Source organism: Pseudomonas sp. PAMC 25886 (assembly GCF_000242655.1).
Lineage (GTDB): Bacteria > Pseudomonadota > Gammaproteobacteria > Pseudomonadales > Pseudomonadaceae > Aquipseudomonas.
Genome location: NZ_AHHC01000093.1, coordinates 49,675 through 74,973 on the forward strand (window position 1 = coordinate 49,675; position 25,299 = coordinate 74,973).

Sequence of the window (25,299 nt, forward strand, 5' to 3'; positions counted from 1 at the left end):
GCCGGGCTTGCCCGCGATGGCGGTGGATCAGTGGGTATAAATGCCGGCTGATCCTCCGCAATCGCAGGCAAGCCAGCTCCCACAGTTAATTCAAGGCAATGCTGAACGCTTGTACGGCACGCCCCTTGCTGTACAGCACTCGAGGAAAACGGACCTTGTGAAAACCTCAGCGAGAGAATGGCCGGTGGTCAGGAAACGCGAACTAATCCCGACACCGGTCGTCAATGACTGCATGTTCTTATCAGGCGGTAACGCACCATGGACAATCCTTTTCAGATCATCACCGACACCTTCGCCCCGAAATACCGGGTCAATTTAAGCATCCAGCGGCTGGACGGCAGCATCATGCTGACCCTGTCCGACGAAGACGGCGTAGTGGCCAAACGCATGATCAGCGCCGAACAACGCAACGACCCGCAGCGCCTGAAACGGCTGGTGCAGAGTGTGCAGTTCGGGATTGCGATTGAGCAGGGGCACAGCGCGATTGAGATATTGGCGGTGATGACCGACGGGGACAGCCACAAAGTGTTGCAGCGGCCGCCGGTCAGCCGGCCGCCGCTGAGTGCCGGGCTTTAAAGCTCGCCCTTCTCTGTTTCAAGGCTCGCTTCGCCCTTGCGGCGCGGGCCTTCGACCTTCACCGACGGAAACGCCGACGACGCATACCGCACCACCAGAATCGCGAACGCCAACAGCAGAATCCCACCGCACAGGTAGATGATGCCGATGTCGGGCGGGTTGTGGTGGGACACGTTGGAGATCAGCAGGCGGGTCAGCGCGGTGATCGCCACGTAGATCAGGAAGCGCACCGGCATGTGGTTGGTCTTGAAGTAAATCCCGACCATCGCCCCCAGTTCCAGGTAGATGAACAGCAGCAAGATGTCATCGATCTTGATGTGCCCCGTTTCCAGCATCCCCAGAAACTCCATCACCGCTGCATAGGCGGTCACCGCACCAATGGCGAACAGCGCCAGGTAGTGGAAGGTCTCGACGAACAGATTTCCCAAGGACTCGGCCAGTTGGTGCACGGTCTTGCGCAGGTTTTCAGCCCAGTTGATTTTCACGATGATGCTTCCTTAGGTCGGCTCGACCGGATAATGCGGGTTGGACGTGACGGTTTCTCTGCATGCAGAAAAAAGGCCAGGGAACAGGGAGTGAGATGGTGGCGGGGTGATATGAGGCACGTGTGAAGGGAGAGGAGAACAAAAAACACTCCTCATCCCAACAATCAACTGCTCAAGGGTATTGCTGTCGCGCGTGTAAAACCGCCAGTACCCGAACAGAGTCGGTGACTTGGTAAACCACCAGGTAATTGGGATGCACGACCATTTCTCGTGTGCCGCCAACACGGCCTGTTCGGTAAAGATGAGGTCTGCGGGAGAGGGCCAATACTGAGGCTTCTATTGCTCGGTTCAGCTCAAGAGCAGCATTGGGATTGCGATCGCTGATGTAATCAAGAATTTTCCAGAGTTGCGCCCGCGCAGCGGGTGCCCATTCAATCAGCATCGCCTTTCTTGCGTTTAGATTCGATCAGCGCCTGCATTTCGGACATCACCTGATCGTGAGGGATGCCGGGACTAGGGTCATCCAAAGCGGCTTGCACCTTGGCACGAAACCAGCGGTCGTAGCTGGCAGCTTGCTCCTCGGTTTCGGTCAGGGGAGCTCGAGGGAAAAAGGAAGTACTCATAGGGGCCTCCGTTGTCGATGAGAAAGGAGTCTAGTCGCTAGACTTTTCACTGTCGTGGGTCAAGCGATGAAGTGAGTAACAGAAAAAGTCGCCGTTTGGACTCAACAACTGAAAGGAACAGGCCTCGCACGAGCGTACTTAGCCTGCCTCCTCCGCTTATTTGGAATACCGGTTCAGGTTGGCGCGATCTGATCGAGCGCTTGATCGACCAATAAACCACTCATTTCCAGCAGTTGATGGATCGCCAGAAGCAAACTTCGCTGTGGGCCCTCAAGCTCAAAAGCCAGGCTGCTGGCCATTTCACGGGCACTGTTCAAGGTTTCGCTGGCGTTGGCGAGTAACGTTTCCGTATCGGCATTGGGCGTTACGCTGAAAAGAATCGAGGAGGGCTCGGAAGGTGGTTCAGGTGCTTCAGGGCGCAGATAGTGATCAATCGCGCGGTTGGCTGCGGCTTGAAGACGGGTGTCAGTGTGTGAATCGTAAGGGGGACTCGGGGTAATCTTTTTCATGGTCAGACTCTTCCGTATTAAGGACCGTCCCCATCTGCCGCCAAGCAGATTGGGTGACGGATTGCACAAGGTTGGCGGACCGGTACGAAAGAAGAAAACCGGCACCCCGAAGGGTCCATGCGCAACCCGTCATGACACAGGAATACAAACGCCACGAAGCGTCTGCAATCTTGTTGGGACGTTGTTACGCCTTTCGTTACCGAGCCGCCAAGCCCGTCCGCTGCATTTGCAGCGCCCGAGGAAGGTAAGCGAACGGACGAAGCCGGCGCAACCCCGGCAAGTTGTCAGAAATTTCTCTTGCTGCAAACCCCCGTATTCCAACTACATTAAAAAGCCACTACCCAAAGCCCATGGATTGGCTTATGCTTTTAGCTGTATATAAATACAGTAGTCGCGAGAACGCTTGGCGACACCCGAACCAAGGGCAACTCCCTTCAATACTGCACCGATGACGAGGCCGAAAAATGGCTGTTGAAACCCTGTATCGCAGTACCCGTGACCTGGAGACTACATTCGTGGATCGCAAACTTGCCGACGCACACGACCAGATGCTTGAACTGGCAGAGTCCCTGATGGAAGTGCTGTTGAAAAACGTCGAAGGCTTGAGCGAGAAGCAGGCTGAAGATGCCGGTATTTTCATGGCCAAGAACCGCGCGGCGTTTGCGGCGGCGTTCAAGAACAATGCGAGTGCATTGGCGGAGATTGGGCAGCCAGAGGCTGAGTGATGCGTTGCCGTTTGTCCGTGGGATTGTTGTAGCTGGGGTTTATTGTGGTTAGGGGGCTGGTCCTGTGGTGAGGGGGCTTGTCCCCTCACCACAGGACCAGCCCTTTCACCATAGAAAGCCCTCACCACAGGGTTATGTGTAGGCCGGTAAAGCGTGTTTTATGCCTACCACAAGGTCTTGCCGAAGAACGTCAACGTGCGGTCCCACGCCAGTTGCGACCAGGCGGCATCGTATTGCGTGTCTGCAATCCGACCATCACCAATCGCCGTCTCGTTGGCAAACGCATGGCGCGCCAGGTAGCGATGGAAAGTCGCGTCCACACCCGCTGCGTGCAGCTTTGACTCCAGCTCAGCCACGGTGTCAATGTTGAAGAAGGCATCCTGCGTGCCCCAGTGCCCAATCAGCGGCGCCTTGATTTTCGACGCATCCAGATACTCCAGCGGCGGGAAGCCGTACCACACCACGCCCGCAGCCACTTCCGCAATTGCGTTCAGCGCCAACAACGTCAACGCCCCGCCCATGCAGTAACCGGTCACGCCGACTTTTTTCGAGTCTGCCTGCAGGTACTGCACAGCGCCCTTGATGTCCTGGGAAACCGCATCGCCAAAATCCAGACCATCCATCAGGTGGTGAGCTTCTTCCTCTTCCACCGTGGAGGCGCCGCGATAAAGGTCCGGCACCAGCACCCGGTAACCGCACTCCGCCAAGCGGTTGGCCACGCCCTTGATCTGATCGTTGACGCCCCACCACTCCTGGATCACCACGATCGCCGGCGCGCCTTCGAGTACTGCCGGGCTGGCCAAGTAGCCGTTGACGTCCCCGCCATCCGGACGTTTGAAGGTGATCATGCGCCCGCTGGAGCGCCCTGCTGTTTGTTTGGACATGCCAACCTCGTTCTGATGGGTTTGATAACAGAGATATCTGTATTTGCCCGTGTCCGCCACTGCGGGTGTATCAGAGTGTGTATGGATGCGCCTCAGATACACACGGACCGGCAATCGCGGCAGCGCGACACACGACAGATACACACCGGCGGTTAAGTGATGAAGCCTGTTGAACATTCAATCACCCAGGGCCAGGAAAATAAAATGAATAACCTCCCAGCTGTCGACCGCCTCAGCGTCACGTCCTACACCAACGGCCTGCTCGGCCCCAGCCAGAAAATGCTCGGGCCGCTGGCCGACGGGGGCACCTTGATCACCGGCACCCCGCCCGGCTGCTGGGGCCCGATGATCACCCCGGCCTTCGAGGGCGGCCATGAAGTCACCCAGCCGGTGTTCATCGCCGGGGCAGAAGTTGGGGACGCGGTGGCGCTGAAGATCACACGCATGCGGGTCACCTCCCTGGCCACGTCCTCGGGGGTCATGAGTTTTGTCGAGGGGCGCTACCACGGCGACCCGTTTGTCGCGAAGTTCTGCTCCAACTGCGGGCAAGAGCACCCCGCCAGCCATGTCGAAGGCATTGGCGAAGACGCTATCCGCTGCAATGCCTGCGGCGCCGAAGTCAGTGCATTCCGCTTCAGCAATGGCTACGTGATCGTCCTGGATGCCGAGCATCAGGTGAGTTTGACGGTCAACCAGGCCGTGGCAGACCGCCTGGCCGGCAAGGCCTCGGACCTGTCGGCGCTGCCCGAACTATCGGCCCAGCATTCGATCCTGTCCCTGGCGCGCGCCGACATCCCCGGCCTGGCCGCGCATATGCGCCCGTTCCTGGGCAACATCGGCACCACGCCTTCACGGGATCTGCCGGATTCCCACAACTGCGCCGACTTCGGCCAGTACCTGGTGGGCGCGCCCCATCGCTACAGCATGACCCACGAAGAACTGCACGCCGCGAAAACCGATGGCCACATGGACACCAATTCGGTGCGCGAGGGCTGCATCCTGATCTGCCCGGTGAAAGTCCCCGGCGCCGGGGTGTACATGGGTGATATGCATGCCCAGCAGGGCAACGGCGAAATTGCCGGGCATGCCACCGATGTGTCGGGAGAAACCGAACTGACGGTGCACCTGATCAAAGGCCTGAGCCTGGACGGTCCGATCCTGCTGCAAAACCTCGATGACCTGCCGCCCATGGCGCGCCCGATGAACGCGGAACAACGCCTGCGGGTGAAGGCATTGGGCGAGCGCTGGGGCCAGGTGGAGATCGAGGAGAACGCCCCCATCACCTTTATCGGCAGTGGGACAAATCTTAATGTCGCGACAGAAAACGGACTGGAACGCGCCGCCGTCGTGACCGGACTGCCGATCGACGAAGTGCGCAACCGCGCGACCATCAACGGTTCCATCGAAATCAGTCGCCTGCCGGGAACCGTGCGGGTCACGATCCTGTGCCCGATGCACATCCTTGATCGTATGGGCGTGGGCCAATTGGCCCGGGAAAAATATCAGCGTTGACCCGCTTCAGCGGTACAGCAACCGCTCCGCCAGCTCATCCGCCACCCGCGCGGGTGAGCGTTTTTCCGCCTGGGCGTGGGCGAAGATTTCGGTCAGGCGGGTGCCGATGTTCGACAGGTGCGCGGTGATGGTTTCCAGCTCTGCGCCACCGTGCTTGAGGGCGACGTAGATCAGGCCGCCGGAGTTGATCACGTAGTCCGGCGCGTAAAGAATCCCACGCCCTTCCAGTTGATCGGCCACTTGCAGGTTGGTCAGTTGCGCACTCGCAGAGCCGGCTACCGCCGCGCAGCGCAACTGCGCGACCGTGTAGCGGTTGAACACCGCGCCCACGCCACAGGGCGCAAGGATGTCGCACGGGGTGCTGAGCAAGGCTTCGTTGGCAATCGGGTGCGCGCCCAGTTGTTCCATGGCCAGTTGCACCTTGCCGTGGTCGATGTCGCTCACCAGCAATTCGGCCCCGGCGGCGTGCAGTTGCTCGGCCAGGGCATAACCGACGTTGCCCAGGCCCTGGATCGCCACGCGCAAACCTTCAAGATTATCGCTGCCCAGGCGGGCCATGGCGGTGGTGCGGATGCCGGCGAATACCCCCATGGCGGCGTGAGGCGACGGGTCGCCGGCCGCTGTGGTGCTGGTGACATAGCGGGTCTGCTGGGCGATGCAATCCATGTCGGCCACGGAGGTGCCGCTGTCGATGGCGGTGATGTAGCGGCCATCAAGCTGCTCGATGCAGCGCCCAAAGGCTTCAAACAGCGCGGCGCGGCTTTCGACATGGGCGGGGCGGATGATCACCGCGTTGCCGCCACCCACCGGCAAACCGGCCAGGGCAGCCTTGTAGCTCATGCCTTGGGCCAGGCGCGCGGCATCCGCCACGGCACTTTCATCGTCGGGGTAAGAGAGGTAGCGGCAACCTCCGAGGGCGGGGCCCAGGCGGCTGTTGTGGATGGCAATGACCGCCTTCAACCCGGTGGCCGGGTCGACGCTCAGGTGCAGCGATTCAAGGCGGGTGCTGTGCATGAGCGCAAACATCGTCGAGCTCCCGAATCACTTCTTGTAGGCGCCAAGTATAGGACTGCCAGCGAAAGCCTGCTGAAGCGCGCAGGAATAAGGCCACCGGTTTTAAAGGGTTTGCGACATAAACAGGTAGGACGCTTCTCAAGGTACTGGACGAAAGTGCACAGCAAGGCTAAAACGAGACATCCGCCGGAGAACCCAATGAATCCCCGCAAAGCCTTTTTCGCCTGCCTGGAACGGTCACCGCCCGCGCTGTTTGAAGCCGCGCTGTGGATGGCGGCCGAGCACGACCCGGCAGTCGATCCATTGGCCATCCTGCAGGACTTCAAGGTGTTGCAACAGTTGGTCAGCCTCAGCATGCCGATGCTGCCGCCGGATGAACTGGGGCAACCACTGCTGCGGCGCATGAACGACCTGGGGTTTGCCCAGGATGACCACACGCCACTGCGCCCCGCCGCCGCCCTGCTGGACAAGGTGTTGAAGCGCAAGCGCGGGCAGCCTCTGGCATTGGGGCTGATTGCCCTGGAACTGGCCCGACGCCTGGACATTCCCCTGGTGGGCGTCAACTTTCCGGGACACTTCCTGTTGCGCGTACCGGGGGCCGATCATCTGCTCGACCCCTGCGGCGGCCGACGGCTGTACCCCAACGACTGCCGCGAACTGCTGACTCGCCAGTACGGGCCCAATCTCAAATTGCAGGCCGACCACCTGCACACCGCAGAACCGCGTTCGATCCTGCAACGGCTGTCACGCAATCTGCGCCAGTTGCACCTGTCCAACGACGAGCACTTGGCTGCGCTGGTGGATGCCGAGCGGGTGCTGGAGCTGGGCAATGCCAGCGCCGCCGATTACCTGGCCCGGGCCAGTTTGTATCAGCGCCTGGATTGCCCGAATGCCGAGCGTTTTGACCTTGAGCATGCATTGATGCTCAGCGAAGACCCGATCCAGCGCCTGCGCCTGACCGAGCGGCTGGGGCATTTGCCGCCTAACTCTGTGGTGCATTGACCGGCTTGGCGTAAGCTGTACCGCCCCATGGATGAGGTTGTCATGCCCCTGCGCTCCCCCGCCGAACGTTACCTCGAAGATTTCCACCAGCGCCAGCCCGGCACCACCAGCGCGGCGTTCGCCGAACTGAGGGCGGTGAAATACAGCTCTTCCTATGCCGCGTTGACGGCGCACGTGCCGGCAACACACAGCCCACTCACCGTCCTGGACCTGGCCTGCGGCGATGGTTATCTGCTCAAGCTGCTGGCCGACCGTCAGCAACCCGGCTTGCAACTGATCGGTGTCGACATGAGCCAGGCAGAACTCGACGCCGCCCGCGAGCGTCTTCCAGTTGAGGTCACCCTGCTCAAGGAACGCGCCCAATCATTGAGTGTGGCTACAGCCAGTGTCGACGTGCTGCTGTCGCACATGGCGATCATGCTGATGGATGACCTCGACCAGGTGCTGCAAGAGGTGCAGCGAGTCCTGCGCAGCAGTGGCACATTGGCAGTGCTGATTGGCAGAAGCTTTCTACTGGGCCCAGTCGGCGTGGCGTTTCTGGAAGCCTTTCGTCCAATCGCCGAGGAAGACCGCCTGCCCAACCTGCAGATGGGCGACCCGCGCACCCGCAATGAAGCCGGCTGGCACACGTTGCTGGAAGACCACTTCAGCGACCTCAGCGTCGAAGATATCGACGTCCATTGGCAGCCTCAGCCAGAGGAACTATGGACGTCATTAAAAGAAACCTACGATATCGACCGGCTGACACCGCCCGCCAAGGCCCGCCTGAAAGAGCGTTTCCTGGCCACCATCACCCACCTTCGGCAGAGTGATGGCAGCGTGTCCACCGGGTGGGGGTTACGCGTGATCAGCGCCCGACGCCGCTAACGCATCAGCGCCTTGTGACACAGTGCTCTTTGGCGAGCGCACCTGGATAATCAACAACGCAGCAATCACCGCCGGAATCGCGCAGAAGAAGAAAATCTGCTGCACCGGAATGTGCATCGCCAGCAGCAGGCTGCCGAACAGCGGCCCCAGGATCGAACCAAACCGGCCGACGCCCAATGCCCAACCGGTACCGGTCGCTCGCACGTGAGCCGGGTAGAAGTTACTGGCGAACGCATTCAGGGTCAGTTGGCCGCCGATGATGCAGAAACCCGCCGCGAACACGCAGGCCACCAGATAGCGCGGATTGTCGTGGTTCAGGCCCAACAGAATGGTGCACACCGCGGCCGCCGCGAGCACGCCGGACAGCAGGCGCACTTTGCTTTTCAGCCGGTCGGCAAACCAGGCCATGCCGATGGCGCCCAAGGTCCCGGCGAACAGGAACATCGAGGTCACGAGGTTGGCTTCGTTCAGGCCCAGGCCGCTTTCCAGCAACAGCGAAGGCAGCCAGCTGATCATGAAATACAGCAGGATCAGGCTGACAAAAAACGTCGCCCACAGCAGCAAGGTCGGGCGCGCATAACCGTGGCGGAACAGCTCCACCACCGTCAGTTTGCTGCCTTGCTCCTGACGATTTTCTGCCTCGCTCGCCGCCGGCGGTTGCCAGCCCGGCAACATCCGCGCGGTGACTTTTTGCAGGCGCGCATACGGCGGTGCATCGCGCAGCAGGCGCGGCAGGGATTCGGGCAACATCCAGGCGAGAAACGGAAACAGCAGCAACGGCGTCACGCCGCCGGCCAGGAACACCGCCTGCCAGCCAAAGCTGTCGATAAACCCGGCGGCCACGAAACCGCCCGCCGCGCCGCCAAAGGAGAAACCACAGGCCGCGAGCGTCACCATCAACGTGCGCAGGCGCGGGGGCGAATATTCCGACATCAAGGCCATGGCGCTGGGCATCGCGCCGCCCATGCCGATGCCGCAGATAAAGCGGGCGGCCATCAAGGTATTCAGGGAATTGGCGAATACCATCAACACCGTGAGGCTGGCGTAGATCAGCACGCAGCACAGCAGGATGCGCCGCACACCAAAGCGATCCGCCAGTGGCGTGACGGCAAGGGAGCCGAGGGTCAGCCCCAGCAGGTTGGCGCTGAACACCGGGCCGAACGCGGCTTTTTCCAGGCCCCAGTCCTTGGCCAGCGCCGGGACCACGTAGCCCAGGACCTGGGCGTCGTAGCCGTCGGTGACCAGCAACAGAGCCAGCAACAAGAGAATCAACCACTGATAGCGCGACACCGGACGGGCGTCGAGTGCCGCACGAAAGCTGGCAATCTGATTGTGCATCGCAAGGGACCTGTGTTGTTTTTATATTTTTTTGGACACGCTGTAGTTCAACTGTGGGAGCTGGCTTGCCTGCGATGGCGGTGTATCAGTAACAGATACCTAACCTGACACATCGCTATCGCAGGCAAGCCAGCTCCCACATTGATTTATGGCGTGTCAGGGGTATCGGGTTGATTCGCCGGATGTGCCTGCATGAACGCCGGATGCTGCGCCGCCAAGGCCGCCACCCGCTGAATGCGCGGATACGCCGCCAACGACACCTTGAACCGCTCCGCCGCATACAACTGCGGAATCAAAAACGTATCCGCCATCCCCGGCTGGTCGCCAAAGCAATAGCCCTGATCACCGATCAACTGCTCCACCGCCGCCAGGCCCTGGCTGATCCAGTGCCCGATCCACTCCAGCACCTGCGCTTCATCGTGCCCCCATTGCTTAAGCAAGTTCTGGGTGCTGGAGTTGTGCAGCGGATGAATGTCGCAACCGATGATCGACGCCACCGCGCGCTCATGGGCACGGGTCGCCAGGTCCCTGGAAAGCAGCGGCACCTGTGGATAACGTTCCTCCAGGTACTCGATGATCGCCGGCGACTGAATCAGCACATCGCCGTCATCGGTACGCAAGGCCGGCACGCGACCCTGGGGGTTGATCGCCAGGTACTCCGGCTGGTGATTGGCGCCGCCCTTGGGCACCAGCAGGTTGACCGGCACCGCGGTGAAATCCAGGCCCTTCAAGGCCAACGCGATGCGCACCCGGTAAGACGAAGTGGAGCGGTAGTAGGTATAGAGTTCCATGGCCCAGCCCTCTCAGCGCGCCGCGACCACGGTACCCCGGCATTCGCCGAAGCCGATGGAGGCAAACCCGTCGCGGGTGCAGCGGGCACGCAGGATGATTTCGTCGCCGTCTTCAAGGAATTTACGCACTTCACCGGAGGCCAGTTCGATCGGCTTTTTACCGCCTTCGGTGATCTCCAGCAGGCTGCCAAACTGACCCGCCTCAGGCCCCGACAAGGTGCCCGAACCAAACAGGTCGCCGGCCTGTAACTGGCAGCCGTTGACGCTGTGGTGCGCCACCATTTGCGCCACGGTCCAGTACATGTGTTGGGTGTTGCTGAGGGTCAGGCGATGGGCCGGCAGGTTCTGCTCACGCATCGAGGCGGTGGTCAGCAGCACTTCCAGTTCGATATCAAAACCACCGGCAGCCTGGTCGCGCTTGTCCAGCAGGTAGGGCAGCGGTTGCGGGTCGCCTTCAGGGCGCGCCGGTTGTGCCTTGCGGAACGGCTCCAGGGCTTCAGCCGTCACCACCCATGGCGAAATGCTGGTGATAAAACTCTTGGACAGGAACGGGCCCAGCGGCTGGTATTCCCAGGCCTGGATATCCCGCGCCGACCAGTCGTTGAGCAGGCAGAAACCGGCGATGTGATCAGCGGCGTCGCCGATGGCAATCGAGTCGCCCATGGCATTGCCCTGGCCGATCCAGATGCCTAGTTCCAGTTCGTAATCCAGGCGGGCGCAGGGGCCGAAGGTCGGCTCGGTTTGACCGGCTGGCAGGGTCTGGCCTTTCGGGCGGCGGACGTCGGTGCCCGACGGGCGAATCGTCGACGCGCGCCCGTGGTAGCCGATCGGCACGTACTTGTAGTTGGGCAGCAGCGGGTTGTCGGGACGGAACAGTTTGCCGACGTTTTGCGCGTGCTCGATGCCCACGTAGAAATCGGTGTAGTCGTTGATTTTGGCTGGCAGGTGCATCTCGCAATCGGCCGCCAGGTGCAGCGCACTTTCCAGTTTGCCTTGCAGGCTGCTGCCTTCCGCCAGCAGTTCCAACAGGCGCTCACGCAGGGCCACGCGCGGGCCACGGCCGAGTTCGAAAAACGCATTCAGTTGACCGCCAGCAGTGGCTTCAACGGCACGCCGGGCTTCGCCCTCAAAGCATTCCACAGCGGCCTGCAGATCAAGAATCTGCTCGCCAATCGCCACGCCACTGCGCGGTGCCGAACCGTTGAGGCTGAACACACCCAGCGGCAGGTTTTGCAGCGGGAAATCCCGGTGACCGTTGGCGGAAGCCACCCAACTGCGGGTGAGATTAGGCTGAGTCATGGGTTATCTCCGATTCGGGTTGAAGGTTGCAGGCAGCGAGGCCCAGCAAGCGTCGTAGGAAGGTTGCAGTTGCGGGCATTCCAGCGCGAACTGTGTAGGACGCAGCACCTGGCTGGTCTCAAACATGAACGCCATGGTGTTATCAATCTTGTGGGGTTCAAGCGTCGCGTTGATGGCCTTGGTGCAGGTCTCGCCATCCGGGCCATGGGCGCTCATGCAACTGTGCAGCGACGCGCCGCCGGGCAGGAAGCCTTCGGCCTTGGCGTCGTAGGCGCCCTGGATCAGGCCCATGTATTCGTTCATCAGGTTGCGGTGGAACCACGGTGGCCGGAAGGTGTTTTCGGCGACCATCCAGCGGGGCGGGAAAATCACGAAGTCGAGGTTGGCCAGGCCGTGCACGCTGGTGGGCGAGGTCAATACGGTGAAGATCGACGGGTCGGGGTGATCGAAACTCACGGTGCCAATGGTGTTGAAGCGGCGCAGGTCGTATTTGTACGGCACGTTGTTGCCGTGCCACGCCACCACGTTCAGCGGTGAATGATCCAGCTCGCAGCCCCACAGTTCGCCGAGGAATTTCTGCACCAGTGTGGTCGGTTGCTTGAGGTCTTCGTAATGGGCGACGGGCGTGAGGAAATCCCGTGGGTTGGCCAGGCCATTGCTGCCGATCGGGCCGAGGTCCGGCAGGCGCAGCGGTGCGCCGTGGTTTTCGGCGACGTAGCCGCGGGCCTGGGCATCCAGCAGTTCGATGCGGAATTTCAGGCCGCGTGGCAGCACGACAATTTCCAGCGGCTCCACGTCCAGCACGCCCAGTTCAGTGGCGATACGCAGGCGGCCCTGCTCGGGAACGATCAACAGTTCGCCGTCGGCGTTGAAGAACACGCGGTCCATGGAGCGGTTGGCGCGGTAGGTGTAGATGCTGATGCCTGAGGGTTTTTCCGACCCGGCGTTGGCGACCATGCCGACAAGCCCGTCGATGAAGTCTGTCGGCTCATCCGGAATATCCAGCGGGTTCCAGCGCAAGCGATTGGGCGTCACGGCGCCCAGCGGGCCACCGGCCAGTTGCCGCTCCAGCTTGACGAACGCCGGGTGATTGGCCGACGGCTGGATACGATACAGCCAGGTGCGCCGGGCTTCGCTGCGGGCCATGGTGAAGGCGGTGCCGGAGAAGAGTTCGGTGTACAGCCCGTAGGGCGCTTTTTGCGGGGCGTTCTGGCCGACGGGCAATGCACCGGGCAAGGCTTCAGTGGCAAATTCATTGCCAAAACCCGATTGGTATTCGAGGGTCATGGATCATCCTCTGAGCGGAAGTTGTTTTTATCGTAATCCAGTTACGCATAACGTAATTTGATACCTGTTGACCGTCAAGCTATAAAGACGCCCATTCGTCTTTCGGATTCATGCCCTCCATGGAAAAGCCGCCCGCTCCCCGCGACACCGGTAAACAGAAAGTCCGCTCGGCTGAAGTGGGCACCGACATCCTCAAGGCCCTGGCTGAACTGTCGCCGGCCACCTCGTTGTCGCGCCTGGCCGAGCATGTGCAAATGCCGGCGAGCAAGGTCCACCGCTACTTGCAGGCGCTGATTGCCTCAGGCTTTGCCGAACAGAACACCGCCACCAACCATTACGGGCTGGGCCGCGAAGCCTTGCGTGTGGGGCTGGCCGCGCTGGGCAGCATGGACGTGCTGAAAGTCGCCGCCCTGCCCCTGGCGGAACTGCGGGATGAACTGAATGAAACCTGCTTCCTGGCCGTCTGGGGCAACCAGGGCGCAACGGTGGTGCATATCGAGCCGGCAGTGCGCGCGGTGACGGTAGTCACGCAATTGGGGTCGGTGTTGCCGTTGCTCAGTTCGTCCACCGGCTTGGTGTTCAGCGCCTTCCTGCCGTCGCGGGAAACCGTGGAGTTGCGTGAGCGGGAGATTCAGGCGGGCATCGCCCATGCGTTGGCGGATGACCAGGCGTACGCCACCACCTGCGCGCAGATCCGCCAGCGCGGCCTGCATTTTGTGCACGGTTTGCTGATGCCCGGCGTGGACGCGTTGTCGGCGCCGGTGTTTAACGCGGTCGGGCAAGTGGCGGCGGTGTTGACCGTGGTGGGGCCGACGTCGTTGTTCCATGCCGATGAAGACGGGCCGGCGGCGAAGCGTTTGTTGGCGGCGACCCAGGCGGTGAGTTGGCGCATGGGTTATCAGCTTCCCTGACACAACGCCGTTCAACTGTGGGAGCTGGCTTGCCTGCGATAGCGGTGCATCAGGTTAGCTATCTGCCACTGACACACCGTCATCGCGGGCAAGCCCGGCTCCCACATTAGCCTGCGTTGATTTCGAGATTAGAGTTCAAGCCATCAATCCCAGCGTCTTGGCCTTGGCCACTGCCTGGGTGCGCCGCTCCACGCCCAACTTGCTATGAATGCGCCGCGCATGGGTCTTCACCGTGTGCAGCGAGATAAACAATTGGCCGGCAATTTCCAGATTGGAATTGCCCTGGGCAATCAGTTGCAGCACCTCAAGCTCACGCTGGCTCAGGGGATTTTCTCCCGCCGCCGCCGGGCATTCCTGCGGCTCCAGCCCCAACGCGCTCAACAACCCCGGTTGCCTGAGCCGCAACTCGCGAATCGCCTGCTGCACCTGGCAACGCCCCGCCAGTTCCAACCCGGCTTCCAGCGAGCGCACGGCCAACGGTCGATCACCGACTTGCCAGGCCACTTCCCCCAGCACCAACTGCAACTCCGCTTCCAGGCACAGCATGCCCCGCTGCCGGGCGGTCTCCAGTAACGCGCTCAGGCGGGCGACGGGTTCTTCAGCACGGCGCAATTTCACTTCGGCCAACACCTGCAAATACTCAAGGCGCGGGATCAATTCAAGGGTGGCCGGCGGCGCCTGTTTGGCCTTGGGCCCACGGTAGTGGCGCAGCACGCGGGTCACTGCTTCCAGGGTCAGTTCGGCGCGGCCTTGTTGCAGCCAGAAATGCCCGCTGAGCAACAGCAGTACAGCGCGGTACACGGTGTCGGGCACCTGGCGTTGTTGCATCAGGCGCTCGGCGTCCCGCAACTGGATAAAGGCCTCGGCGTAATCGCCCTTGTTGGCCGCCAATAACGCCAGGCCGAGGTAGCCATAGAGCACGCGTTTGTCCTGGCTGTGCAGGCACATGCCCAGGCCGGATTCGAAGCATTCGGCGGCCACCGTATCGTGCCCCTGGCGCAGGGCCAAGTGACCACGTCGCAACGAAATCCGGCCTACCAACGGCCCGGCCTTGAGTCGCTGTTGCACCAGCATCCGCTGCACGTTTTCCAGCAGGCTCTGAGCCCGATAGGGCGCGCCACGTTGCTCCAGCAACTGCGCATGATCCAGCTCCAGCAACGCCTCCAGCAGCAATGAGCCATGGGACCGCGCCAGGCACAATGCCTCGCGGTTCAGCGCCTGGGCCACGTCCAGTTCGCCACGCAGCAGGGCCTGCTGGGTCAAGCCCGACAGGCACATCAGGCGCGAGGTCCAGGCGCTCTCGGGCAAGTCTTGCAGGGCTTCGAGAAAATGCTCGCGGGCCCGCACAGCTTCGCCGCCCAGATGCAGCAGCCAACCCCATTGCGCCTGCCAGCGGGCCAACAGGTAGCGCTGCAGGTGCGCGGTCGGTTGCGGGGTGAAACGTGCCAGTTGATCGATGCACAACGCCGCCTGATCGAAGCGCCCGGCAAACAACAACGCCGCCGTCACCAGCCCCACTAACTGTGCCGAACCCAGCATCAATTCATCGCCATGTTGCTCATGCAGGCGCAACAAGAGCACGGCGTTTTGCTGGCGGAACAGGTCTTCGAAACTGAAATGCTGCAACAGGCTCACGGCCACTTCGTACTCTTCGGCCAGCAGCGCCTGTTCAAACGCCGCCTGCCAGTCCTCGGCGGCGGTAAACCATTGGCAGGCGCGACGGTGCCAGGAGCGCTTGGCCGGCCAGGGTTCGTCGCGCAGCAGTTGCGCCAGCGGCGGGAAAATTTGCAGCCAGTCGGTGGCGTCTTCCCAGGGCTCGATAAAGGCGCCCAACGTCTGCAAGTCACGCAGGTAGGCGCCCCCGTCGCCAAAACCGAACAGGTGGTCGCACAGGCTCGGGTTGAAACGTGGCAGGTGCGCAAGCACGCGCCAGGCTTCGGCCAGTTCCGGGGCCAGGCCACTGAACAGCTCGTGCTGCAGGTAGTCGAGCAAGGTTTTGTCGGGGTGCCCGTCGCTTTCAAGCAAGGCGATACGCACACCGGCGCACCAGCCGGCGCTGAACGCCAGCACCTTGTCGGCGCGGGGCCCGGCCAGGTGCTGGAGCTCGGTGTGGTCAAACGCCAACTCGGCCGCGCTGCATTCCCACAGTTCATCGTCGAGCAACAGCCGGGGCCAGTTACACGCCGGGCGCCGCCGCGCGCCGATCCACCAGGTTAAAACGGGACTGCTGGCCGCCAGGATGCGATCGAGTAACGCATCCAGTTCAGGCGCCGGCGCCCGGCAAAAGTCATCGAGAAACAGCCAGGCAGGTGCTTGCCAGCGGTTCAGGGCCAGCAGCAGCGTGGGTTCATCGACAAAATCGAGGCCGAGGCTTTGGGCCAGGCGCTGACATAAATCCAGGGCCGCGCCGTTCAACGGCAACCAATGCACCTGGCAATCCGCAGGCGCTTGCAACGCGCACTCGGCGAGCAGCGCACTCTTGCCACTGCCAGCCGGGGCGCAGAGCAACTTCACCCGCGCGGGAGCGCTGAGCAATGGCCCGGCCAAGCGTGGGCGCAACAGGTGATGGGGCGACAAGCGTGGCATGAATCCAGGACGATCCAGACAACGGGTCATGGCGGTCATTACTGCGTCCCTGTTTTTTATTATTAGGCGGCGTGCCCCCTACCCTAGTCCTGTGGTTGGCGGTTGTTGAGGAGTATTCAGCAGGCTGATTGCCGGGCATAAAAAAGCCGGGAGCGCAAACAGCCACCCGGCAAGAGACTCAGCGTTGAAATGCGTTCCCGTGTGGGAGCTGGCTTGCCTGCGATAGCGGTGTGTCAGGTCAGGTATCTGTTACTGATACACCGCTATCGCAGGCAAGCCAGCTCCCACAGTTTGAGCGCATTTCAATCAGCTTTTAGCGCACGCCTTCAGAGCGCAAGGCTGCCGGCGTGTAGTCGGCCGCCTTGGCCGCAAAGCCGAACACGAAGCTGCTCTTCTCTTCGTTCTTCATGCCCAGCGCGATGTAGCGCCCGGCGATGATGTCGTACAGGGTCTCGACGGTGTAGGCCGGCACCTGGTGGTCATAGTAGAACTGCGCATGCCCTTCGGCGACGCGCCACAGTTGGCCGCGACCGTCGTAGTGATCCACCAGCGCGACTTGCCAGCTGTCTTCGTCGATGTACATGTGGCGCTTGGCGTAGATGTGCCGCTCGCTTGGCTTGACGGTACCGATCACTTCCCAGACCCGGTGCAGCTCGTAGCGGGTCAAATCCTGGTTGATGTGCCCGGCCTTGATGATGTCGTCGTACTTGAGGGTCGGCGAGTCGAGCTTGTAGCTGTTGTAGGGAATGTACATTTCCTTCTTGCCCACCAGCTTCCAGTCGTAGCGATCGGGGGCGCCGGAGAACATGTCGAAGTTGTCCGAGGTACGCAGGCCGTCGGCCGCAGTGCCGGGACCGTCATAGGCCACTTGCGGCGCACGGCGCACCCGACGCTGGCCCGCGTTGTAGACCCAGGCCAGGCGCGGCTCTTTCACCTGGTCGAGGGTTTCATGCACCAGCAGTACGTTGCCCGCCAGGCGCGCCGGGGCAGTCACCGATTGTTTGAAGAAGGTCAGTACGTTGGCGCCCTTGACCGGGTCCATGTCGGGGATCAGTTGCGGCACGGCCACTTCTTCTTCGAAACGGATCGGCGTGTAGCTGCCGTTGGTCTGCGGCGTAGCCTGGGTAATGATGCGCCGCAGGTTGCCCCCGTGGTAACGGGTGATGTGGTTCCACAGCACCTCCACGCCGTTCTTCGGAATCGGGAAGGCGTAGTAGCGATTGCCGGTGAAATTCTCCAGGCCGTTGCCGTCGTTGATCGCATGCACGTTGAGCGCGCTGCGCTTGATCGAGTCATAGATTTCCGGCGGCAGGTTGACCGTGCGGTGGGTCGGGTAGACCGGGATTTTGTAAGTCTCGGGGTAGCGCTTGAACATCGCCACCTGGCCTTCGGAGAGCTTGTCCTTGTACTTGTCGACCGTGGCCGCGGTGATCACGAACAGCGGTTTTTCATTGGCGAACGGGTCGGCGAGGAAGCCCTTGCTGTCCACTGCGCCGGCGTTTTTCGGAATGCCGCCGGTCCATGGAGGGATCGAACCGTCGGCGTTGCCGGCCTTCTCGGCGCCTACCGGGGTCAGGGTGGTGCCCAGCTTGGCCGCTTCTTCCGGCGACACCGCGGCCATCACGTTGGCGGCCAACAGGCTCAATGCCAACACGCCGCATTGCAGAATCATCTTGCGCATAGTCTCTTGTCCTTCTTTAAGCCAAATCAGAAGTTCACGCCAAAACTCAGGGCGATGAAGTCGCGGTCGGTGAGGGTGTTGTAATCCCCGCCAAAAAAGTCGGTGTAGCTCAGGCTCGCGGTGTAGGTGTTGCGGTAGTCCGCATCCACGCCCACGCTGATGGCCTTGGCCCCTTCGTTGAACAGGCCGTTGGGCCCGTAGCCGCTGACGTCCTGGGACCACGACACGTTGGGCTTGAGGTTGACCCCGGCAAACACGTTGTTGTAATCGAGGATGGCCCGGGCGCGATAACCCCAGGAATTGGCCGTGACAAAACCGTCGGTGTCGCCGCCGAAGCCGTATTGGCCGTAGACCGAATCGCGGCCGTAACGCAGCTTGGATTTCGCCTCCAGCCCGCCGACATGCACGAAGGCCGCTTCGCCCACCAACGTCAGGCGTTCAGCGCCCAGGACCTGGTCGAAGAACTGGGTCATGGTGCTCTGGATCTGGGTGATTTCCTTGCGGCGGTAGCCAGCGTTATCGGCACCGAAGGAACTGCTGATCGGTGAGGCGGCGTTCCCGGCAATCGGGTTGACCAGGGCCAGCGTCAGGTCGGTGGTGTTGAGCTGTACGGGCGCATTCGGGCGGTAGCTGATTTCGCCGGTCCAGGCCGTGCCGGTGGGCAAGGTGGTGGAGAAGCTGGCGCCGAACAGGCGGATATTTTCCGGGTAGTCGAGGTAGTACTGGCCACGGCCAAGCATCGTGCTTTGCGCCAGGCCGGAGCCGGAGCCCGGGGCGATACCATTGGCCGCGTTGACGATGCGGCCAATGGTTGCCAGGTTGGTGTTGGCGGTGATGGTACCGACCGTGGGCGTGCGACTGTGGTAGTTCATGAAGTACAGGCCGTACTCCGTGTCATCGCCCAGCCAGCGCAAGGCCATCCCGAACTGGCCGCCATCGCGTGCCTCGCGGTCTTTTGCACGCTGAACCACCACGCCTTCGTTGGTGACCTGGAAGCCCTGGCCAAACGCCGCCGCCACGGGTTGCAACGGTGCAATTGCCGGGCTGCCAACGGTGTAGTTGCCGTTACAACCGTGGGCCACCACGTCGTTACCGAAGAAGGTGCCGCAGTTATCCACCACGGTGTTTTCCCAGTTCAACTGGTAGAAACCTTCCACGCTCAGTTGGTTGGTGAGGCTTTGGGATGCAAACACCATGTTGACCGGAATCAGGCCTTCCTTGATCTCGGCACCGGGCCGGCGAAAGGCTGAGACGTCAATCGGGTTGATGCTGTTGATGGAGTTGCCGATGAACGTACTTTCGCCCCAGCTGACCACCTGTTTGCCGACACGCACGTTGCCCGGCAAATCACCGATGGAATAGTTGTGGTAGACGAACGCATCCAGCAACTCGTACCCGGAAGAGCGCGCGCCCTCGTCGCGGTGGTTGTTGCTGATCTGCTTGAATTCGCGGTCTTCGTCCTGCAGTTCGAAGTCGTACCAGTACTTGCCGCGCACGAACACGCCGCTGTCGCCGTACTTGAGCTCCAGGTCGTGGATGCCCTTGAAGATTTTGGAGAAGGTCTCGCCCTTCTTGAAGTTCAGGCGACCGTCATCACCGGTTGAGGCTTGCCCCGTGCCGCCGTTGGGAATGCCCACCAGCTTTTTGTCGGCGTCGCGCATGCCCCAGCTGGCACCGACCGACAGCGAGGAGTCGAATTGCCCTTCGATCTCGCCGATGTTGAATGAAACAGCCTGCGCCTGGGCACAGCAACCCAAAGCAACCGCAGCGGCCAGCGCCTGTGGCCTGAAGATGGCGCGCATTGTTGTTCTTGTCATGCGTCTTCCCCGGTGGTGTGACAGAAGGCCCCACCCTACTGCCCGCCATCAGGAGCGATAAGCGCACCAAGGAGGTATTCGTGTTGTCGCCCGAAAGGATGACGGGCCGCTCTGGGCGGGGTATTGGCGGAGGCATGGACGAGATGGATGAAGGGTTATCAGGAGGATGGATGAAGCGCTAACGTCACTGTTGCCGGTTTGGTAACAGTCCTTGTCCTGAATCGCTATTTTTCATTCTGTAACAAAAGCCTATTCTTGCTTGGCTTTCAGGGCAAACCGCCCGCTTCCCCACCCGGGAAGAACAGCCAGATTTTATGGATTGATCACTGTTTTCAATCTGTTACCGGTGTTCACTGACGTTGATTTATTGCTCCTTGATCAAACGTCTTACTTCAGCCGCTGCCTTTGCAGTGGCTTTTTTTTGCCCGAAATAAAGCGGGGCGCCATGGCGCCCCGGGTTGATTAAAACTTTTTCATGCAACGATCAGAGGCTGTACTTCTGCAGGTTGGCCATCATCTCCTTCAATGCCTCGATAGTGTCCTTGGGGTGAGCGGCCCCTTCAAAGTCGCAGATTTTCTGCCAGTGAGCGGCGACATCATCCGGCGAGAAACCGGCTTCAGGGTCGAACCCCACTCCCAGGCTGCGCTCCCAGCGGGTCTTGCCGATCCAGCCACCGCCCACCTCAAACAGCCCGGAGGTTTCCTGGCATGCTTCGCTGCCCAGGTACACCACCAACGGGCTGATCAGCTCCGGTTTGAGGCGCTCGAAGACTTGCGGCGGGATCAAGCCCTCGGTCATGCGTGTACCGCCGGTGGGGGCGATGGCGTTGACCAGGATGTTGTTCTTGCGGCCTTCCAGCGCCAGGGTGCGCGTCAGGCCGTACAGGCCGAGCTTGGCCATGCCGTAGTTGGACTGGCCGAAGTTACCGTAGATGCCCGAGGTGGAGGCGGTGAAGATCACCCGGCCGTAGGCTTGTTCGCGCAGGTGGGGCCAGGCGGCGCGAGTGACTTTGTAGGCGCCTTCGACGTGCACGCGGTAAACCAGGTCCCAGTCGCTGTCTTCCATCTTGTGGAAGGTTTTGTCCCGCAGGATCCCGGCGTTATTGACGACGACGTCGATGCGACCGAAGGCGTCGAGGGCGTTCTGGACGATTTTGTCACCGTCGGTGACGGAGTCGTGGTTGGCCTCGGCGATACCGCCGGCCTCACGGATTTCGGCCACCACACGATCGGCCGCCGAAGCGTTGGCGCCTTCGCCCTGGGTTGAGCCGCCAAGATCATTCACCAGCACTTTGGCGCCGTGTTTGGCGAACAGCAGTGCGTGGGCGCGACCCAATCCGCCGCCGGCGCCGGTGACGATCACGACCTTGTCTTGGAACTGCACAGGCTCACTCATTGGGAACTCCAGGGGCGGTTAGGGATAGATGAGTGGAGTGTCAGGCACGGGGCTTTTGGTCACAATAAATACGGTTGGGGGTGAATGGTGTGCGATAAGGCTGGGGGATGATTGGTGTGGCCTAGGGGTGGGTACATATCCGTTATTTGGGTGATGGCTGGTATGGGTTCCGCTCTTACAGCGGGTCACTTTTGAAAGGAGCCCAAAAGTAACCAAAAGGCTCTTGCCCCACCACTCGGCACCTCGCCTAGGCTCGGTGTGCCCTCACTCCGGTACTACTCCGCGGGCCGCCGCGACGGGGCGTCCCTGCCCCGTCGCGGCTAAACCGGCGTCCTGCCGGTTTACCCGCTCCGTACTACCTGCGTTCGGCCAGCGTGGTTTAACGGGGCGCCTAAGATCAAGATCAAAAGCAGATCAACAGCACAGCGGCCTACAGGCCGGCTTGAGTGGTGTGAAGCAAAGGCAACATCAAGATCAAAATCTACAGCGGGCACGGTCAAATGTGGGAGCTGGCTTGTCGGGTCGCCGCATCGCTGCGATAGCATCGCCTCGGTGTACCTGAAAGACCGAGGTGTCTGCATCGCAGGCAAGCCAGCTCCCACAGAAAAGCAGAGCCGCATCAGTTTCAGATTGGTTTTCGCTTTGGCTTTTGATCTGGCTTCTACCACTCAAGCCGGCCTGTAGGCCGCTGTGCTGTAGATTTTGATCTTGATCTGGCTCTGACTGCCCCAATAAGCCCGAGGCCGAACGCAGGGATTGAGGAGCGGGTAAACCGGCAGGACGCCGGTTTAGCCGCGACGGGGCAGGGACGCCCCGTCGCGGCGGCCCGCGGAGCAATGCCGGAGTGAGGGAACACCGAGCCTAGGCGAGGTGCCGACAGGCGGGGCAGAGCCCTTTGCTTACTTTGGGGCTTTTCCAAAGTGAGTCGCTGTAAGAGCGAAACCCTAAGTAGCCGTTACCTAAATAACGGATATGCACTCAAACCAAAATCAAGAATAAGCCACTCGGGAAACCCCTACCCCAAGCCCCTCCCGAAACGCCAAGTAATGCTTCAACACCTGCACCGGCGCCTCAATCTGCGGGTAGTGCCCAATATTCGCCAACACCACCGTATCCGCATGCGGCACCAACTCACGATATCGCTCCACCATATGCCCACCGGAAATCGGATCAACCTCCCCATCAATCACCCGCAACGGCACCTCCCCCCGCTGCATCGCAGCCACCCAGCGATCCCGTTGCTGCCGACGCTGAGGAATGTACGCAATCAACTTGTGCAAAATCCGTGGCCCATCCTGGCTCTCAATCAAACTCCAGAAATCATCCAGCGCACTTTCACTGGGCCGAGTCGCAGGCCCGAAAATTTGCCCAAAACTGTTGGCCAATGCATTGCGCCCAAACGTACGCCCGATCATCCAGCCCAACGGACTCAGCAACAGCTTCTGCACCAACGCCGGACGATGCGTCTCCGGAAACAACCCACCGTTGAGAAACACACCACTGGCCATCTGAAACCGACCTTCGTAATGCCGCGCCAACAACTCCTGCGCAACGCTGTCACCGTAATCATGGGCCAGCACATGCACCGGCTGCTGCACCCAAAGATGCTCCAGCAGCGCCTGCTGCAAATCCGCCTGCTCCAGCAGGCAATAGGTGTGATCCAGCGGCTTGGCCGAATCGCCAAACCCCAGCATGTCGCAGGCAATCACCTGGTAACGTTGGGCCAGCGGCTGCCACAGGTAATGCCAGTCCCAGCTGGCCGTGGGGAACCCATGGATCAGCAGCAACGGCTCGCCCTGCCCCGCCACCCAGTAACGAATGGTGCGGCCGCGGAACTCGAAACTCTGGGCGCGCTGGCGCCAGATACGCAGTGGGATCTCGGCGAGTGGCATCAGCTTTTATACCCGGGGTCGAGTGCATCGAGTTTGCGCAGCAACGCCGGCCATGCCAGCGCGCCGCCCATGCCTTGGGCGCTTTTGGTGACCCCGGCGATCATCGCCCGGGCACCGGCCAGTATCGGTGGTGCGATGCTGATCAATTCGGCGCCACCGTTCTGCGCCATCACCTGAATGTCGCAGGTGCGCTGGAAGATGAACATCATCAGGAAGGTGTCGGCGATGCTGGCGCCACAGGTCAACAGACCGTGGTTGTGCAGCATCAGGAAATTGTTTTGCCCAAGGTCGGCCTGCAAGCGGGCCTTTTCCTCGTGGTTCAGCGCCACCCCTTCGTAGGCGTGATAGGCCAGGCTGGAGAGCACGAACAAGGATTGCTGGCTGATCGGCAACACGCCTTGCTTCTGCGCGGAAACGGCGATGCCGGAAGCGGTGTGGGTGTGCAGTACGCAGACCACGTCGTGGCGTACTTCGTGGACCGCGCTGTGGATGGTATAGCCGGCCGGGTTGACCTCGTAGGGGCTGTCCATCAGCTTGTTGCCCGCCTGGTCGACCTTCACCAGGCTGGATGCGGTGATCTCGTGAAACATCAACCCGTAGGGGTTGATCAGGAAATCTTCGGTGCCCGGCACCTTGGCCGAGATGTGGGTGAAAATCAGGTCGTCCCAGCCATGCATCGCTACCAGCCGGTAGCACGCGGCGAGGTCGACGCGGGCCTGCCATTCGGCCGCACTGACCTGATCTTTTACGCTGTGTGTCGATTGAACTGTGGCTAGGCTCACGGCAATGACCTCCTTGGCGCGTTTTATTATTTTTTTAAGTGAAGGGGCAATCCAGGCAGAAGAGGCAGTCTAGTCAGACCTCGAGGCCGCCGTAGTTGCATTGGCAGCCAGCTTGATGACCGAGCGGGTCAGTCCTGAGGATAGTTCGATTTTGTTCTGTACGTGTCAGAGAAGCGACGCCAATAAAGGCGCGGCAAACAGGTTGAGCAACCCGGTCAGTACCATCACCAGCCCCGCCACAGAGCCTTCCTCGCCGCCCACTTCATGGGCCCGGCTGACGCCCGCGCCATGGGCGCCCACGCCGAATAACGCACCGCGTGCCAACGGCGTGCGCAGCGGCAACCACTTGAGCAGTACGCCGCCGAGCATGGCACCGAACACACCGGTAAACATCACGAACACGGCCGTCAGTTCCGGCACGCCGCCCAGGTCGGAAGACACCGGCATGGCGAACGGCGTGGTGATGGAACGGGGCACCAGCGACATCGTGACCGAACTGTCCAGCGCCAGGGCCCTGGCCAGGCCATAGGAGGTGGCGATAGACGCCACACTGCCCGCCACCATCCCCAGCAACAGGGCAGACCAATGGCGCATCAACAATTGGCGCTGTTGCCAGATCGGAATGGCAAACGCCACCGTCACCGGGCCCAGCACCAGCATCAGCCAGTGGGTGTCGGTGGAGTATTCGGCGTAGGCGGTTTTCATCGGCACGGCCACCGCCAGCAACAGTGCCGGGACCAGAATCAGCGGTGACAGCAGGTAGCGCCCGGTGCGCCGGTAGATCCAGCGGCTGAAGCCGTAGGCCCCCAGGGTCAGCGCCAGCCAGAACATCGGCATCAGTTCAAGCTTCATGGCGCAGCTTCCAGCGGCACACGAATTCCACGGTAAAGGCCGTCACCAGCATCACCGACAAGGTGCTGAAGCCGATCACCAACATGATCCGCCAACCGTCATGGCGCACCAGGCCGCCGTAGTCCAGGAGGCTCATCAACGCAGGAATAAAGAACAGCAGCATCTCCGCCATCAGCACGCCGGCGCCCAGTTGCAGGGCCGCCGGTTTCACCAGGCCAGTGGCGAAGGTCAGCAACAACAAGCCCAGCCCGACCACACCGCCAGGAATAGGCCAGCTCAGCCAGGCCGCCAATTGGCACCCCAGGAAGTAAATGGCCAGCAGGACGATCAGTTCAGCCAGCAACCGGCCGACGAGTTTGAAGGTGAAACGTTTCATGAGCTTTGGGTCCTCGCAGGGCTTCCATTTTAAAGAGGCCCCTGGCATCCCCACAGCGAATTGTTAGACTGCAAGCTATTCCAAACTGGAATCA

24 protein-coding genes are annotated in these 25,299 nt (G+C 61.3%); 6 read left to right on the top strand and 18 right to left on the bottom strand.

The features are described from left to right. Positions 1-258: 258 nt before the first annotated feature. A complete protein-coding gene (locus tag MUM_RS0131565; protein ID WP_010176956.1) occupies positions 259-576 on the top strand; it encodes a DUF3509 domain-containing protein in 318 nt (105 codons plus the stop codon). Here the strand turns inward: MUM_RS0131565 and MUM_RS0131570 are convergent. From MUM_RS0131570 to MUM_RS0131580, 4 genes are all read right to left on the bottom strand, one after another. Continuing rightward, the gene (locus MUM_RS0131570; protein ID WP_003212783.1) at positions 573-1,061 is read right to left on the bottom strand and encodes a phosphate-starvation-inducible protein PsiE; all 489 of its coding nucleotides are present in this window, start codon (positions 1,059-1,061) and stop codon (positions 573-575) included. The two genes, MUM_RS0131565 and MUM_RS0131570, sit on opposite strands and share 4 nt — an antisense overlap. A gap of 172 nt (positions 1,062-1,233) precedes the next feature. After that, positions 1,234-1,503, bottom strand: coding sequence for a type II toxin-antitoxin system RelE/ParE family toxin (locus MUM_RS1000000133765; RefSeq protein WP_010176957.1), 270 nt, complete (start codon positions 1,501-1,503; stop codon positions 1,234-1,236). Further along, complete coding sequence (relB, locus tag MUM_RS0131575; protein ID WP_010176958.1) at positions 1,493-1,684, bottom strand: type II toxin-antitoxin system RelB family antitoxin; 192 nt, start codon at positions 1,682-1,684, stop codon at positions 1,493-1,495. Before relB ends, MUM_RS1000000133765 begins: the two co-directional genes overlap by 11 nt. A 173-nt stretch (positions 1,685-1,857) precedes the next feature. Continuing rightward, the gene (locus MUM_RS0131580) at positions 1,858-2,193 is read right to left on the bottom strand and encodes a DUF6124 family protein (protein ID WP_010176959.1); all 336 of its coding nucleotides are present in this window, start codon (positions 2,191-2,193) and stop codon (positions 1,858-1,860) included. A gap of 464 nt (positions 2,194-2,657) precedes the next feature. On the opposite strand from MUM_RS0131580, the gene MUM_RS0131585 reads away from it, so the two are divergent. Continuing rightward, the gene (locus MUM_RS0131585) at positions 2,658-2,918 is read left to right on the top strand and encodes a YebG family protein (protein WP_010176960.1); all 261 of its coding nucleotides are present in this window, start codon (positions 2,658-2,660) and stop codon (positions 2,916-2,918) included. Between the two features lie 164 nt (positions 2,919-3,082). On the opposite strand, the gene MUM_RS0131590 is transcribed toward MUM_RS0131585, so the two are convergent. Further along, on the bottom strand, positions 3,083-3,802 hold the full coding sequence (locus tag MUM_RS0131590; RefSeq protein WP_010176961.1) for a dienelactone hydrolase family protein: 720 nt from the start codon (positions 3,800-3,802) through the stop codon (positions 3,083-3,085). Between the two features lie 204 nt (positions 3,803-4,006). On the opposite strand from MUM_RS0131590, the gene MUM_RS0131595 reads away from it, so the two are divergent. Beyond that, a complete protein-coding gene (locus MUM_RS0131595) occupies positions 4,007-5,314 on the top strand; it encodes an acetamidase/formamidase family protein (protein ID WP_010176962.1) in 1,308 nt (435 codons plus the stop codon). A gap of 6 nt (positions 5,315-5,320) precedes the next feature. On the opposite strand, the gene MUM_RS0131600 is transcribed toward MUM_RS0131595, so the two are convergent. Further along, a complete protein-coding gene (locus MUM_RS0131600; RefSeq protein ID WP_010176963.1) occupies positions 5,321-6,340 on the bottom strand; it encodes a Leu/Phe/Val dehydrogenase in 1,020 nt (339 codons plus the stop codon). A 186-nt stretch (positions 6,341-6,526) separates the two neighbouring features. On the opposite strand from MUM_RS0131600, the gene MUM_RS0131605 reads away from it, so the two are divergent. Together MUM_RS0131605 and MUM_RS0131610 are read left to right on the top strand one after the other, a co-directional pair. Further along, a complete protein-coding gene (locus tag MUM_RS0131605; protein ID WP_010176964.1) occupies positions 6,527-7,330 on the top strand; it encodes a SirB1 family protein in 804 nt (267 codons plus the stop codon). Between the two features lie 42 nt (positions 7,331-7,372). Continuing rightward, positions 7,373-8,197 (top strand): class I SAM-dependent methyltransferase, encoded by an 825-nt coding sequence (locus MUM_RS0131610; RefSeq protein WP_010176965.1) that lies wholly within the window; start codon positions 7,373-7,375, stop codon positions 8,195-8,197. Here MUM_RS0131610 and MUM_RS0131615 read toward each other — a convergent pair. From MUM_RS0131615 to hmgA, 4 genes are all read right to left on the bottom strand, one after another. Then, a complete protein-coding gene (locus MUM_RS0131615) occupies positions 8,168-9,535 on the bottom strand; it encodes an MFS transporter (protein WP_010176966.1) in 1,368 nt (455 codons plus the stop codon). The genes MUM_RS0131610 and MUM_RS0131615 overlap by 30 nt on opposite strands. Before the next feature lie 146 nt (positions 9,536-9,681). Continuing rightward, positions 9,682-10,326, bottom strand: a complete 645-nt coding sequence (gene maiA / locus MUM_RS0131620) for a maleylacetoacetate isomerase (RefSeq protein ID WP_010176967.1) — start codon at positions 10,324-10,326, stop codon at positions 9,682-9,684. 12 nt (positions 10,327-10,338) lie between these two features. Next, positions 10,339-11,625 (bottom strand): fumarylacetoacetase, encoded by a 1,287-nt coding sequence (gene fahA / locus MUM_RS0131625; RefSeq protein WP_010176968.1) that lies wholly within the window; start codon positions 11,623-11,625, stop codon positions 10,339-10,341. Between the two features lie 3 nt (positions 11,626-11,628). Continuing rightward, positions 11,629-12,912, bottom strand: coding sequence for a homogentisate 1,2-dioxygenase (gene hmgA, locus MUM_RS0131630; RefSeq protein ID WP_010176969.1), 1,284 nt, complete (start codon positions 12,910-12,912; stop codon positions 11,629-11,631). Positions 12,913-13,031: 119 nt separating this feature from the next. On the opposite strand from hmgA, the gene MUM_RS0131635 reads away from it, so the two are divergent. After that, on the top strand, positions 13,032-13,823 hold the full coding sequence (locus MUM_RS0131635; RefSeq protein ID WP_010176970.1) for an IclR family transcriptional regulator: 792 nt from the start codon (positions 13,032-13,034) through the stop codon (positions 13,821-13,823). Between the two features lie 135 nt (positions 13,824-13,958). Here MUM_RS0131635 and MUM_RS0131640 read toward each other — a convergent pair whose 3' ends face one another. From MUM_RS0131640 to MUM_RS0131675, 8 genes are all read right to left on the bottom strand, one after another. Continuing rightward, positions 13,959-16,448, bottom strand: a complete 2,490-nt coding sequence (locus MUM_RS0131640; protein WP_029616182.1) for a LuxR C-terminal-related transcriptional regulator — start codon at positions 16,446-16,448, stop codon at positions 13,959-13,961. Between the two features lie 274 nt (positions 16,449-16,722). After that, positions 16,723-18,090: a DUF1329 domain-containing protein gene (locus tag MUM_RS0131645; protein ID WP_010176972.1), complete on the bottom strand. Its 1,368-nt coding sequence runs from the start codon at positions 18,088-18,090 to the stop codon at positions 16,723-16,725. A 26-nt stretch (positions 18,091-18,116) separates the two neighbouring features. Continuing rightward, positions 18,117-19,907 carry a DUF1302 domain-containing protein gene (locus MUM_RS0131650; RefSeq protein WP_029616183.1) on the bottom strand — a complete coding sequence of 597 codons (1,791 nt, stop codon included), beginning with the start codon at positions 19,905-19,907 and terminating at the stop codon, positions 18,117-18,119. A gap of 484 nt (positions 19,908-20,391) precedes the next feature. Further along, a complete protein-coding gene (locus MUM_RS0131655; protein ID WP_010176975.1) occupies positions 20,392-21,303 on the bottom strand; it encodes an SDR family oxidoreductase in 912 nt (303 codons plus the stop codon). 989 nt (positions 21,304-22,292) lie between these two features. Continuing rightward, the gene (locus tag MUM_RS0131660; RefSeq protein WP_010176976.1) at positions 22,293-23,195 is read right to left on the bottom strand and encodes an alpha/beta fold hydrolase; all 903 of its coding nucleotides are present in this window, start codon (positions 23,193-23,195) and stop codon (positions 22,293-22,295) included. Beyond that, positions 23,195-23,977, bottom strand: a complete 783-nt coding sequence (locus tag MUM_RS0131665; RefSeq protein ID WP_010176977.1) for a class II aldolase/adducin family protein — start codon at positions 23,975-23,977, stop codon at positions 23,195-23,197. The genes MUM_RS0131660 and MUM_RS0131665 overlap by 1 nt, the downstream gene beginning before the upstream one ends. Before the next feature lie 165 nt (positions 23,978-24,142). Further along, positions 24,143-24,829 carry an LrgB family protein gene (locus MUM_RS0131670; protein WP_010176978.1) on the bottom strand — a complete coding sequence of 229 codons (687 nt, stop codon included), beginning with the start codon at positions 24,827-24,829 and terminating at the stop codon, positions 24,143-24,145. Next, positions 24,819-25,205 (bottom strand): CidA/LrgA family protein, encoded by a 387-nt coding sequence (locus MUM_RS0131675; protein WP_010176979.1) that lies wholly within the window; start codon positions 25,203-25,205, stop codon positions 24,819-24,821. Before MUM_RS0131675 ends, MUM_RS0131670 begins: the two co-directional genes overlap by 11 nt. Positions 25,206-25,299 lie beyond the last annotated feature (94 nt).